General features: G+C 66.9%; 10 protein-coding genes. 9 read left to right on the forward strand and 1 reads right to left on the reverse strand.

Features of this window, described 5'->3' with window-relative positions; genetic code table 11:
• The first annotated feature begins 19 nt into the window (after nucleotides 1-19).
• Complete coding sequence (locus tag VQ067_RS10095) at nucleotides 20-919, forward strand: 1-aminocyclopropane-1-carboxylate deaminase/D-cysteine desulfhydrase (RefSeq protein WP_023094586.1); 900 nt, start codon at nucleotides 20-22, stop codon at nucleotides 917-919.
• Here the strand turns inward: VQ067_RS10095 and VQ067_RS10100 are convergent, their stop codons facing one another.
• On the reverse strand, nucleotides 920-1,885 hold the full coding sequence (locus VQ067_RS10100) for a DUF1853 family protein (protein WP_010793219.1): 966 nt from the start codon (nucleotides 1,883-1,885) through the stop codon (nucleotides 920-922). It abuts the gene before it with no gap.
• A gap of 124 nt (nucleotides 1,886-2,009) precedes the next feature.
• On the opposite strand from VQ067_RS10100, the gene VQ067_RS10105 reads away from it, so the two are divergent.
• The 8 genes from VQ067_RS10105 (at nucleotide 2,010) to VQ067_RS10140 (ending at nucleotide 12,426) form a co-directional block, all read left to right on the forward strand.
• A complete protein-coding gene (locus VQ067_RS10105; protein ID WP_003104985.1) occupies nucleotides 2,010-2,897 on the forward strand; it encodes an NAD(+) kinase in 888 nt (295 codons plus the stop codon).
• A complete protein-coding gene (locus tag VQ067_RS10110; RefSeq protein ID WP_033938054.1) occupies nucleotides 2,897-3,877 on the forward strand; it encodes a metallophosphoesterase in 981 nt (326 codons plus the stop codon). The genes VQ067_RS10105 and VQ067_RS10110 overlap by 1 nt, the downstream gene beginning before the upstream one ends.
• Nucleotides 3,874-4,734, forward strand: a complete 861-nt coding sequence (locus tag VQ067_RS10115) for a rhomboid family intramembrane serine protease (RefSeq protein WP_003091333.1) — start codon at nucleotides 3,874-3,876, stop codon at nucleotides 4,732-4,734. Before VQ067_RS10110 ends, VQ067_RS10115 begins: the two co-directional genes overlap by 4 nt.
• Before the next feature lie 83 nt (nucleotides 4,735-4,817).
• Complete coding sequence (locus VQ067_RS10120) at nucleotides 4,818-5,081, forward strand: YeaC family protein (protein WP_003104989.1); 264 nt, start codon at nucleotides 4,818-4,820, stop codon at nucleotides 5,079-5,081.
• Nucleotides 5,081-5,914, forward strand: coding sequence for a DUF2797 domain-containing protein (locus VQ067_RS10125; protein ID WP_003091329.1), 834 nt, complete (start codon nucleotides 5,081-5,083; stop codon nucleotides 5,912-5,914). Before VQ067_RS10120 ends, VQ067_RS10125 begins: the two co-directional genes overlap by 1 nt.
• A gap of 18 nt (nucleotides 5,915-5,932) precedes the next feature.
• Nucleotides 5,933-8,590: an aminopeptidase N gene (pepN, locus tag VQ067_RS10130; RefSeq protein WP_042852711.1), complete on the forward strand. Its 2,658-nt coding sequence runs from the start codon at nucleotides 5,933-5,935 to the stop codon at nucleotides 8,588-8,590.
• A gap of 445 nt (nucleotides 8,591-9,035) precedes the next feature.
• Nucleotides 9,036-11,000 carry a DUF1302 domain-containing protein gene (locus VQ067_RS10135; protein WP_003110074.1) on the forward strand — a complete coding sequence of 655 codons (1,965 nt, stop codon included), beginning with the start codon at nucleotides 9,036-9,038 and terminating at the stop codon, nucleotides 10,998-11,000.
• A 58-nt stretch (nucleotides 11,001-11,058) separates the two neighbouring features.
• A complete protein-coding gene (locus VQ067_RS10140) occupies nucleotides 11,059-12,426 on the forward strand; it encodes a DUF1329 domain-containing protein (protein ID WP_003091320.1) in 1,368 nt (455 codons plus the stop codon).
• Nucleotides 12,427-12,521 lie beyond the last annotated feature (95 nt).

Raw genomic sequence — 12,521 nt, forward strand, 5'->3', positions numbered from 1 at the left:
CTGGTCACCGCATACACCCTTGCAGCGTCTCGAACTCGACTGGCTGCAACGGGCCGGGGTCGAACTGGCGCTGCTGCGCCTGGACCAGGCCGATCCGTTGATCTCCGGCAACAAGGGGTTCAAGCTCGCGCCACACCTGGCGCTGGCCCGCGAGCAGGGGCTGGACGGCCTGATCAGCCTCGGCGGCGCCCACTCCAACCACCTGCACGCGCTGGCCGGCGCCGGCGCGCGTTTCGGTTTCCGTTGCGTCGGCCTGTTGCGCGGACACGAAGTCGATACGCCGACGGTGCGCGACCTGCGCAGTCTCGGCATGGAACTGCACTGGCTCGGCTACGGCGGCTATCGCCAGCGGCATGCCGCCGGCTTCTGGCTTCCCTGGCGGGAACGTTACCCAGGCTTGCTGCCGGTCGCCGAGGGCGGTGGCGGGCTGCTGGGCGCGCGCGGTTGCATCGGGCTGGTGGAGCGCATAGCGACCCAGTTGCCGACGCTCGGCTGGGACGATTACGACGCGATCTGGGTGGCCGCCGGTACCGGCACGACACTGGCCGGCCTGGTGCTCGGCGAGGCCGGGCGGCATCCCGTGGTGGGCGCGCTGGCGGTGCCGGAGGACCATGGCGTCGCCGCCCAGGTCGCGGCGACCCTTGCCGAGGCGGGCTGGGCCGATGCCGGCTATCGCCTGCTGGACGCCAGCCGTGGTGGTTTCGCCCGCCTCGATGGGCGATTGGCGCGGTTCATCGTCGAGTTCGAGACGGCCAGCGGCGTCGCCCTCGAACCGCTGTACACCGGCAAGCTGCTGCTCGCCCTGCGCGAGGCTGTGGAGAGCGGCGCGGTGGCTCGCGGCAGCCGGCTGGTGGCGCTGCACAGCGGAGGCCTGCAGGGCCGCCGGGCATTGCAGGAGCGTTTGCTGGCGTTGCTCTGATCAGGCATCCGCGGCCTGGCGCGCGCTACCCCACAGGCTGAGCCCCGGCGGCCAGTCGTCGCTGGCCAGGAACAGGCGCTCGGCCTCTACCCAGTAGCCGTCGCGCGGCACCACCCTTACCAGCATTTGCGGACGTGCCTCGCCGGCGAAGGCGATGTTCCAGCAGGCGCCGTCGCGCGGTGGGTCGAGCGGGTCCTGCCGCCGCATGGCCGGCGCCAGCCAGTGCTCGCGCGACAGATGCAGCCAATGCTGCCCGGCCTGCGGTCCGGCCAGGCTGGCCAGGTACGCCGGCCAGTCGCGCTGGCGGAGCCAGCGGCCACGCAGATGCCGTGGCTCGATGTCGGCGGGCAGGCTGCCCGGCCCGGGCCAGGGATGGAACAGGTAGCCGCTCAGCCACAATGCGGAAACGGCCGATTCGGCGCCATGGGCGGCCAGCACCTGGCGACCCTCGCGGGTCGCCGCCAGCGGCAACTGGTGTCGGCAGAGGTGTTCCAGCTTGCGTGACAGGCGGTCCTGGCCGCCGGGCCCGAGCCAGTCGCCGGGGCCGGACTGGGGCCCCAGGTAGAGTTTGATCGCCAGTTCCAGGTGGTGGATGCCGTCGTCGTCCCGCAGCAGCAGGTCGAGTTCGCCAAGGGTATGCCCGCCGTCGCGCACCGGCAGGTTGGCGGCGATCAGGCGCACGTCCGGGGCCTGTTCCAGGGCGAATTGCCAGAGATGTTCGTAGTACAGGCCGAGACGCTGCCGTGGCCATTGCGCGAGCCAGGCGGCGAGGTGCTGCGGCTGTCGCTCCTGTTCGCGCAACCAGGCGGCCAGGCGCTCCGGTTCCTGGCGCCAGCGGCTGGCGGCGAGCGGATGGCGCTGCGGCTCCGGGGTCCGGCGCAGCAACGGCGGGGCGAGCAGGGTCCAGGCCAGGTCGCGGACGGCCGGGTGGCGCAATTCGTCGAGCAATTCGGTCAGCAGCGTCATACTCAGAGGTTAGCCGGGTTGCGCCACTCGCGGCGATTTCCCGTACATGCGCGGGTTTGCCGCTGTCCGCGGCTTTCGCCCATAATCCGCTCTATCCCGCCCGCCAGCTTTTCGCAGGAACCGCATGGAACCCTTTCGCAATATCGGCATCATCGGCCGCCTCGGCAGCACCCAGGTGCTGGACACCATCCGCCGGCTGAAGAAATTCCTGATCGATCGCCACCTGCATGTGATCCTCGAGGACACCATCGCCGAAGTCCTGCCCGGACACGGCCTGCAGACCTGCTCGCGGAAGATCATGGGCGAGATCTGCGACCTGGTGGTGGTGGTCGGCGGCGATGGCAGCATGCTCGGCGCGGCCCGCGCGCTGGCCCGGCACAAGGTGCCGGTGCTGGGGATCAACCGCGGTAGCCTGGGCTTCCTCACCGACATCCGTCCGGACGAACTGGAGGTCAAGGTCGGCGAGGTGCTGGACGGCCAGTACATCGTCGAGAGCCGCTTCCTCCTCGATGCCCAGGTGCGTCGCGGTATCGACTCGATGGGGCAGGGCGATGCGCTCAACGACGTGGTCCTGCACCCGGGCAAGTCGACCCGGATGATCGAGTTCGAGCTGTATATCGACGGCCAGTTCGTCTGCAGCCAGAAGGCCGACGGCCTGATCGTCGCCACGCCCACCGGTTCCACCGCCTACGCGCTGTCCGCCGGTGGTCCGATCATGCATCCGAAGCTGGATGCCATCGTCATCGTGCCGATGTACCCGCACATGCTTTCCAGCCGCCCGATCGTGGTGGACGGCAACAGCGAGCTGAAGATCGTCGTGTCGCCGAACATGCAGATCTACCCGCAGGTCTCCTGCGACGGGCAGAACCATTTCACCTGCGCCCCCGGCGATACCGTGACGATCAGCAAGAAGCCGCAGAAGCTGCGCCTGATCCACCCCATCGACCACAACTACTACGAGATCTGCCGGACCAAGCTCGGCTGGGGCAGCCGCCTGGGCGGAGGCGACTGATGCAACTCGACCCCGGACTTGGCTACGACCTGATCGGCGATGTCCACGGCTGCGCGCATACCCTGGACCGCCTCCTCGACCTGCTCGGCTACCGCCTGCAGGGCGGCGTCTGGCGCCATCCGCGGCGCCAGGCGCTGTTCCTCGGCGACATCGTCGACCGCGGCCCGCGCATCCGCGAGGCCCTGCACCGGGTGCACGCGATGGTCGACGCCGGCGAGGCGCTGTGCATCATGGGCAACCACGAATTCAACGCGCTCGGCTGGAGCACCCCGGCGGCGCCCGGCAGCGGCCGCCAGTACGTCCGCGAGCATACGCCGCGGCATGCCCGGCTGATCAAGGAGACCCTCGAGCAGTTCGAGGGCCACGATGCCGACTGGCGCGACTTCCTCGGCTGGTTCCAGCAACTGCCGCTGTTCCTCGATGCCGGGCGCTTCCGCATGGTCCATGCCTGCTGGGACGGCGAGCTGATCGCGACCCTGCGCCGGCAGTTCCCCGACGGGCGGATCAGCGAAGCCTTCCTGCAGGAGTCGGCGGAGCCCGGCAGCTTCGCCGACCTGGCCTGCAACCGCCTGCTGCGCGGCACCGACATGCGCCTGCCGCACGGCGCCACCCTGACCAGCAGCGATGGCTATACGCGCGCCTTCTTCCGCACCAAGTTCTGGGTCGAGGACGAGGCGCCGCGCACCTACGGCGATATCGTCTTCCAGCCCGACGCATTGCCCGAAGCGATCGCCCGCGAGCCGCTCAGCGAGGAGCAGAAGTCCAGCCTGCTGACCTACGGCGCCGACGAACCGTTGTTGTTCGTCGGCCACTACTGGCGACGCGGCACGCCGGCACCGATCCGGCCGAACCTGGCCTGCCTGGACTACAGCGCGGTGATGTACGGCAAGCTGGCGGCCTATCGCCTGGATGAGGAAACCCGCCTGGACCGGCACAAGTTCGTCTGGGTCGAAGTGAAGCGGCCGGAGGCTGACGAGTGAGCGCGGTGCAGGTCCTGAAGTTTCCCCTGTCGGTCGACCTGGCCGGCTTCGTCGGCCTGCTGCGGCGTCTGAACGTGCCGCACCGGGTCAGCGAGGAATCCGGCCAGCAGGTCCTCTGGGTGCCCGACGAGCGGCTCGCCGAGCAGGTCCGCGAGTTGTACCGGCGTTATCCCGAAGGCGATCCGCAGGCGACCCTGGAGGCCGCGCCGCGACCGGCGGGGCAGGGTTTCGTCCGGCAACTGCGGATGAGCCCGATGACCGCCGCGGTGTTGCTGCTGACCTTCGTCGTCGCCGCCGTCACCTACCTTGGCGACAACTTCGCGACGATGCGCTGGCTGACCTTCCAGGACTTTCGTATCCAGGGCCAGTACGCGCTGTTCACGCCGTTGGCCGAGAGCCTGGCGGCGGGTCAATGGTGGCGGCTGTTCACGCCGATGCTGATCCACTTCGGCTGGCTGCACCTGGCGATGAACGCCATGTGGTTCTGGGAGCTGGGCCGGCGCATCGAATTCCGCCAGGGCGGCCCGATGCTGCTCGGCCTGACCCTGCTGTTCGGCCTGGTGTCCAACGTGGTGCAGTACGCGGTGAGCGGCGCCAGCCTGTTCGGCGGGTTGTCCGGGGTGCTCTATGGCCTGCTCGGGCACTGCTGGATCTTCCAGTACCTGGCGCCGAACCAGGCCTATCGCCTGCCCAGGGGCGTCGTGGCGATGATGCTGATCTGGCTGCTGGTGTGCCTGTCCGGGGTGATCGACCTGCTCGGTTTCGGCTCCATCGCCAACGGCGCGCACGTTGGCGGGTTGCTGGTCGGTTGCCTCAGCGGTTTGCTGGGCGGCCTGCTGGCGCGGCGTCGCCGTTGAGCGAGGGGCTGCGGCAGCTTCGATGTGCGCCGCCGGCCCCGGCCCGGTAGAATGGCCGGTACGCCTTTTCACCGGAGCCGGCCATGTCGTCCTTCAACCAAGCGATCGAGAACATCACTCCAGAGATCTACCAGAACCTCAAGCTGGCCATCGAGATCGGCAAGTGGCCGGACGGCCGCAAGCTGACCCAGGAGCAGAAGGAACTCTGCCTGCAGGCGGTGATCGCCTGGGAGCTGCAGAACCTCCCCGAGGAGGAGCGCACCGGCTACATGGGCCCGCAGCACTGCTCCTCGCATTCCGACGAGCCGATCCCGAACATCCTGTTCAAGTCGGACTCCGTGCACTGATGGAAGAAATCGCCCGCGGCGCGCTGAGCAAGATGACGGCGCGCCTGGAAAGCAATGCTCCCGTGCAATACGCCTTCCGCCTCGACGACCGCGAAGTCGCGGTGAACCCGCTGATCGGCCGGCCGCTGCGCCTGGAGTACCTCGGCAGCATCTTCTGCACCCATTGCGGCCGCAAGACGAAGAAGAGTTTCAGCCAGGGCTATTGCTATCCTTGCTTCACCCGGCTGGCGCAGTGCGACAGTTGCATCGTCAGCCCGGAGAAGTGCCACTACGAGCAGGGCACCTGCCGCGAACCGGAGTGGGGCGAGCGGTTCTGCATGACCGACCACGTGGTGTACCTGGCCAACTCCTCCGGGGTGAAGGTCGGCATCACCCGCGCCAGCCAGATTCCCACCCGCTGGATCGACCAGGGCGCGCGCCAGGCGCTGCCGATCCTGCGCGTGGCCACCCGTCAGCAGTCCGGCCTGGTGGAAGACCTGCTGCGCAGCCAGGTCGCCGACCGCACCAATTGGCGGGCCATGCTCAAGGGCGAAGCCGAGCCGGTCGACCTGGCGGCAGTCCGCGAGCAGTTGTTCGACCAGTGCGCCGACGGCCTGCGCGAATTGCAGCAACGTTTCGGCCTGCAGGCGATCCAACCGGTTATCGATCTCGATCCGCTCGAGATCGCCTACCCGGTCGAGGCCTACCCGAGCAAGGTCGCCAGCCTCGACCTGGAAAAAACGCCTATCGTCGAAGGCACGCTTCGCGGTATCAAGGGCCAGTACCTGATCCTCGACACCGGGGTGATCAACATTCGCAAATACACGGCCTACCAGATCGCCGTGCATCACTGAGCAGAAGGGCCACAAGCCATGCGCACCGAGCAACCGAAAGTCATCCACCTCAAGGACTATCAGGCGCCGGACTACCTGATCGACGAGACCCACCTGAAGTTCGAACTGTTCGAAGACCACAGCCTGGTGCACGCCGAGTTGAAGCTGCGGCGCAACCCCGAGCGCGGCGCCGGCCTGCCGCCGCTGTTGCTGCATGGCCAGCAACTGGAGCTGTTGGCGCTCGAACTGGACGGCCAGGCGCTCGGCGCGGACGACTACCAGCTGGACGACGAGCAGCTCGGGGTGCAACCGCGGCAGGCCGAATTCGTCCTCAGGAGCACGGTGCGTATCCATCCGGAGAGCAACACTGCGCTGGAAGGCCTGTACAAGTCCGGCAAGATGTTCTGCACCCAGTGCGAGGCCGAGGGTTTCCGCAAGATCACCTATTACCTCGACCGTCCCGACGTGATGAGTCGCTTCACCACCACCGTCAGCGCCGAACAGCAGCGCTACCCGGTGCTGCTCTCCAACGGCAACCCGGTGGCCAGCGGTTCCGAAGGCAACGGCCGGCACTGGGCGACCTGGGAAGACCCGTTCAAGAAGCCGGCCTACCTGTTCGCCCTGGTCGCCGGCGACCTCTGGTGCGTCGAGGACAGCTTCCGCACCATGAGCCAGCGCGACGTGGCGCTGCGCATCTACGTCGAGCCGGAGAACATCGACAAGGTCCAGCACGCCATGGACAGCCTGAAGAAGTCGATGCGCTGGGACGAGGAGGTCTACGGCCGCGAGTACGACCTGGACATCTTCATGATCGTCGCGGTCAACGACTTCAACATGGGCGCGATGGAGAACAAGGGCCTCAACATCTTCAACTCCAGTTGCGTCCTGGCCCGCGCCGAAACCGCCACCGACGCCGCCCACCAGCGGGTCGAGGGCGTGGTGGCGCATGAGTATTTCCACAACTGGTCGGGCAACCGGGTGACCTGCCGCGACTGGTTCCAGCTGTCGCTCAAGGAAGGCTTCACCGTATTCCGCGACTCGGAATTCTCCGCCGACATGAACTCGCGCACGGTCAAGCGCGTCGAGGACGTCGCCTTCCTGCGCACCAACCAGTTCGCCGAGGACGCCGGGCCGATGGCGCATCCGGTGCGCCCCGACTCGTTCATCGAGATTTCCAACTTCTACACCCTGACCGTCTACGAGAAGGGCTCGGAAGTGGTGCGGATGATCCACACCCTGCTCGGCGCCGAAGGCTTCCGCAAGGGCTCGGACCTGTACTTCCAGCGCCACGACGGCCAGGCGGTGACCTGCGACGATTTCGTCAAGGCCATGGAAGACGCCGATGGCGTCGACCTGACCCAGTTCAAGCGCTGGTACAGCCAGTCCGGCACTCCGCGCCTGGCGGTGGAAGGCGAGTACGACGCCGCCGCCCGCCGCTACACCCTGACGGTGCGCCAGAGCTGCCCGCCGACTCCCGGCCAGCCGAGCAAGGAACCCTTCGTCATCCCGCTGGAGCTGGGCCTGCTCGACGGCCAGGGCCACGAACTCCCGCTGCGCCTGGAAGGCGAGGCCGCGGCCCAGGGCGGCAACCGCGTGCTGGCGGTGACCGAGGCCGAGCAGCGCTTCGTCTTCGTCGAGGTGCCGGAGCAGCCGCTGCCATCGCTGCTGCGCGGCTTCTCCGCGCCGGTGAAACTGAGCTTCCCCTACAGCCGCGACCAGTTGCTGTTCCTCATGCAGCACGACAGCGACGGCTTCAACCGCTGGGAGGCCGGCCAACAGCTTTCGGTGCAGGTCCTGCAGGAGCTGATCGGCCAGCACCAGCGCGGCGCGCAACTGGTACTCGACCCGCGCCTGATCGAGGCCTACCGCACCCTCCTGGCGGACGAGGCGCTGGACCAGGCGATGGTCGCCGAGATGCTCTCGCTGCCCAGCGAGGCCTATCTCACCGAGATCAGCGAAGTCGCCGATGTCGACGCGATCCATGCCGCCCGCGAATTCGCCCGCCAGCGTATCGGCGAAGCGCTGTTCGAGCCGCTGTGGCAGCGTTACCAGGCCAACCGCAAGATTTCCCGCGACACCGCCTACCTCGCCGAGGCCTCGCACATCGCCCGGCGCAGCCTGCAGAATATCGCGCTGTCCTACCTGTCGCTGTCGGGCCGGGAGGAAATCCTCGCCGCCTGCCTGGAGCAGTACGAAGGCTGCGACAACATGACCGAGCGCCTGACCGCCCTGGCGGTGCTGGTCAATTCCGGCTTCGAGGCGGAGAAGGGCAAGGCCCTGGCCATGTTCGCCGACTACTTCAAGGACGACCCGCTGGTGATGGACCAGTGGTTCAGCGTGCAGGCCGGCTCGCCGCTGCCGGGCGGGCTGGAGCGGGTCCAGGCGCTGATGCAGCACCCGGCCTTCACCCTGAAGAACCCGAACAAGGTGCGCGCGCTGATCGGCGCGTTCGCCAACCAGAACCTGGTCAACTTCCATCGTCCTGACGGCGCCGGCTATCGCTTCCTCGCCGACCAGGTGATCGTGCTCAACGCACTCAACCCGCAGATCGCCTCGCGCCTGCTGATGCCGCTGACCCGCTGGCGCAAGTACGACGAGGCGCGGCAGGCGCTGATGCGCGGCGAGCTGGAACGTATCCTGGCCTCCGGCGAGCTGTCCAGCGACGTCTACGAAGTGGTGAGCAAGAGCCTGGCCTGATCCGCCAGCTTCTCCCGGAAGAGGGTGTTACTGGCCACTGGCTGGTAACGCCCTTTGTTACTTCTGGGAATCGCTTCACTGTTTTCCATTGATGGAGCCCGCTTAATCGTGTTTCGCGAACCACCCTGCGCAGGCTCTGCGAAGGGACTTTTCGCGCCATTGGCGGAATTCGCCTGGCGCGTTTTGTCGGACACTTCCTGTTTTCTGGTCAGTGAATGAACAGTCATCTGGCAGGAAGTCCTGTTTTGTCGCAATCCATTGAATTCCCTGGAGGATTCCGTTGAATTGGCATCCCGGTTGCACTGCCTCGTCGCGCGGTTCCCTTTCGTCGACGCGAGGCCGGTGACGCCGCGACCACCCATAACAAGGCCGCAGAGAAACGGCCGAACGGCGAACCGCCCGCAGTGGCGGCGCCCAACGCATGACCACATGGAGTGAGTTCCCGATGTACATCCCCAACCGCCAGCCCCGGCTGCGCTCCGCGCCGGCCCGGGCCGGCTTCGCCTTCGCCGGGCTGCTGCCGCTGCTGGGCGGCCAGGCCCAGGCCGTCGAATTCAGCTTCCTCGACAACGAGGTGTCCGGTTCGCTCGATACCACCCTGTCCTACGGCACCCTGTGGCGGGTGCAGGGGCAGGACAAGAGCAACAACGACATCAACACCAACGACGGCAACCGCAACTTCGATACCGGCCTGGTTTCCGAGGTCTACAAGATCACCTCGGACCTGGAGGCGACCTGGCGCAACTATGGCGTGTTCATCCGCGGCACGGCGTTCTATGACACCCAGATCATGGACAAGCGCAACGACTACTACAGCCACAACGATCCATCGCAGCCGAGCCAGAGCTATCCCCACGACGACCGTTTCACCAGCCAGACCCGCGACATCGCCGGGCACAAGGCGGAAATCCTCGACGCCTACGTCTACGGCAGCTGGGACATCGGCAACATGCCGCTGAGCGCGCGCTTCGGCCGCCAGGTGTTCAACTGGGGCGAGGGCATCTTCTACCGTGGCGGGGTCAACACCACCAACCCGGTGGACGCCGCCAAGTACCGCCTGCCCGGTTCCGAGCTCAAGGAAGTGCTGATGCCGGTGGAAGCGCTGAGCTTCAACATCGGCCTGACCGACAACCTGTCGATGGAAACCTTCTACCAGTGGAACTGGAAGGAAACCCGCCTCGACCCGGTCGGAACCTTCTTCTCCGAGACCGACCTGTTCGCCGACGGCGGCAACACCGGCTACAGCGACTTCACCGGCACCGCGCTGGACACCCCGGTGCCCGGCTTCGGCAACGTCATCGGCCTGTACCAGGCGCTGGGCAACAATCCGCTGCTCAGCGGCGCGCTGAAGAACACCGGCCTCTATGCCAACGGCGTGACCCCGGCCTACGGCAACGTGATGAAGGTGTCGTCCATCGGCAAGGACATCAACGCGCGCAACGACGGCCAGTTCGGCGTGGCCTTCCGCTACATCGCCGAGGAACTGAACAGCACCGAGTTCGGCTTCTACTTCGTCAACTACCACTCCAAGGAGCCGACCCTGTACGCCGACATCGGCGACTATGCCGGGGCCGACCTGGCGGCGCTGGCCAACACCCTGCGGCCGATCGCCGGTAACCTCGCCGAAGCCCTGGCCAACGGCCTGGTGACCGCCGACGTGATGGGCAACATCAATGCCCGCCGCGAGTTCGCCGAAGACATCCGCATGTACGGCTTCAGCTTCAACACCACGGTGGGCGACGCCTCGGTGTTCGGCGAGCTGGCCTACCGGCCGAACCTGCCGATCGGCATCGCCGCCACCAACGACCTGATCGGCGACCTCGCCCACGGTGCGGCGGAAGCCGCCAACGGCGGGCAGATCAACGTCGGCGGGCAGATGGTCGGCCTCGGCGGGCAGATCCACAACTACGAGCGGGTCGAGGCGTTCAACACCTCCCTCGGGACCATCTACAACTTCGGCCCGTCACTGAGCTTCGACTCGTTGACCGGCGTCGCCGAGTTGGCCTCGGAACACCTGCGCGGCAGCAGCCTGAAGTACACCGCCTATGACGGCAGCACCCGCTACTACGCCGGGCGCGGCAACAGCTCGTACGTTTCCGGCGGCGACCGTGGCGACCAGGTGAACCGCAACGCCTACGGCTACACCCTGCTGCTCAGCGGCACCTGGAACGACGTGTTCGCCGGGGTCAACGTGTCGCCCTACGTGGTCTACAAGGACGACTTCGAAGGCAACTCCTACCAGACCGGCAACTTCATCGAAGGTCGCAAGGCCTACACCCTGGGGGTCAAGGCCACCTACCTGAACAGCCTGGAAGGCGAACTGCAGTACACCGAGTTCTACGGCGGCGGACAGAACAACAACATCCGCGACCGCGACAACATCGGCCTGACCGTCAAGTACTCCTTCTGACCGAACCGATAACGACACGGGCGCCGCGAGCGCCCGGCACCTCACACGGAGAACCCTCATGTTGAACAAGCACCTGCTGATCGGCGCTTCCCTGGCGCTGGCACTGGGCAGCGGCGGCGCGCTGGCCGGCGTTTCCGCCGGCGAGGCGGCGCAACTGAAGTCGAGCCTCACCCCGCTGGGCGCGGAGAAGGCCGGCAACGCCGCCGGCAGCATTCCCGCCTGGACCGGCGGCATCACCCAGGCGCCGGCCGGCTACAAGCCGGGCCAGCACCACCCGGACCCGTTCGCCGCGGACAAGCCGCTGTTCACCATCGACAAGGCCAACCTGGAGCAGTACAGGGAACACCTGACCCCGGGCCAACTGGCGCTGTTCAAGACCTACCCGGACAGCTTCCGGATGCCGGTCTACCCCAGTCGCCGTTCCGGCTCGGCGCCGCAGTGGCTGTACGACAACACCTTCGCCAATGCCACCAGCGCCAGGCTGCTGGACGGCGGCAACGGGTTCGCCGACGCCTATGGCGGGGTGCCGTTCCCGATTCCGAAGAGCGGCGTGGAGGCGCTGTGGAACCACGTCGCCCGCTACCGCGGTACCTATGTCGTGCGCCGCGCCTCGGAAGTCGCGGTACAGCGCAACGGTAGCTACTCGCTGGTGACCTCGCAGCAGGAAGCGCTGTTCAAGTACTACCTCAAGGGCGGCAGCTTCGCCGACCTGAACAACCTGATGTTCTACTACCTGTCGTTCACCAAGAGCCCGGCGCGCCTGGCCGGCGGCGCGGTGCTGGTGCACGAGACCCTCGACCAGGTCAAGGAGCCGCGCCAGGCCTGGGGCTACAACGCCGGCCAGCGCCGTGTGCGGCGTGCGCCGAACCTTGCCTACGACACGCCGATCGCCGCCGCCGACGGCCTGCGCACCGCCGACGACACCGATATGTTCAACGGCGCGCCGGACCGCTATGACTGGAAGCTGCTGGGCAAGAAGGAAATCTACATTCCCTACAACAACTACAAGGTCAGCAGCCCCGAGGTGAAGTACGAGGAACTGCTCAAGCCGGGCCATCTCGATCCGCAATACACCCGCTACGAACTGCACCGCGTGTGGGTGGTGGAAGGTACCCTGAAGCCGGGCGCGCGGCATATCTACTCCAAACGCACCCTGTACCTCGACGAGGACAGCTGGAGCGCGGCGGTGGTCGACCAGTACGACGGTCGCGGCGAACTGTGGCGGGTGTCCATGGCCTACCTGAAGAACTTCTACGACCTGCCGTACACCTGGAGCGCGCTGGACGTGTTCCACGACCTGCAGGCGCGTCGCTACCACGTGCAGAACCTGGACAACGAGGAGCCGGGTACCATCGACTTCACCCAGGCGATACCGGACGACTCCTACTTCAAGCCCTCGGCCCTGCGCCGCCGCGGCACCCGCTGATCGCTCCGCTCGCCGGCGCCGACCGCTTCCCTCCGGGGAGGAGGGCGGCGCCGATCCCCCGTTACAGACGGCTTACACGCTTAACAAAAGATAAC

This window comes from Pseudomonas sp. KBN12P06040, assembly GCF_037574965.1.
GTDB classification, from domain to species: Bacteria; Pseudomonadota; Gammaproteobacteria; order Pseudomonadales; family Pseudomonadaceae; genus Pseudomonas; species Pseudomonas aeruginosa.

Coding starts and splice junctions, on each gene's coding strand:
- VQ067_RS10100 (WP_010793219.1), bottom strand. CDS start 1,885: ATGACGCTGCTGACCGAATTGCTCGACGAATTGCGCCACCCGGCCGTC.
- VQ067_RS10105 (WP_003104985.1), top strand. CDS start 2,010: ATGGAACCCTTTCGCAATATCGGCATCATCGGCCGCCTCGGCAGCACC.
- VQ067_RS10110 (WP_033938054.1), top strand. CDS start 2,897: ATGCAACTCGACCCCGGACTTGGCTACGACCTGATCGGCGATGTCCAC.
- VQ067_RS10120 (WP_003104989.1), top strand. CDS start 4,818: ATGTCGTCCTTCAACCAAGCGATCGAGAACATCACTCCAGAGATCTAC.
- VQ067_RS10125 (WP_003091329.1), top strand. CDS start 5,081: ATGGAAGAAATCGCCCGCGGCGCGCTGAGCAAGATGACGGCGCGCCTG.
- pepN (WP_042852711.1), top strand. CDS start 5,933: ATGCGCACCGAGCAACCGAAAGTCATCCACCTCAAGGACTATCAGGCG.
- VQ067_RS10135 (WP_003110074.1), top strand. CDS start 9,036: ATGTACATCCCCAACCGCCAGCCCCGGCTGCGCTCCGCGCCGGCCCGG.
- VQ067_RS10140 (WP_003091320.1), top strand. CDS start 11,059: ATGTTGAACAAGCACCTGCTGATCGGCGCTTCCCTGGCGCTGGCACTG.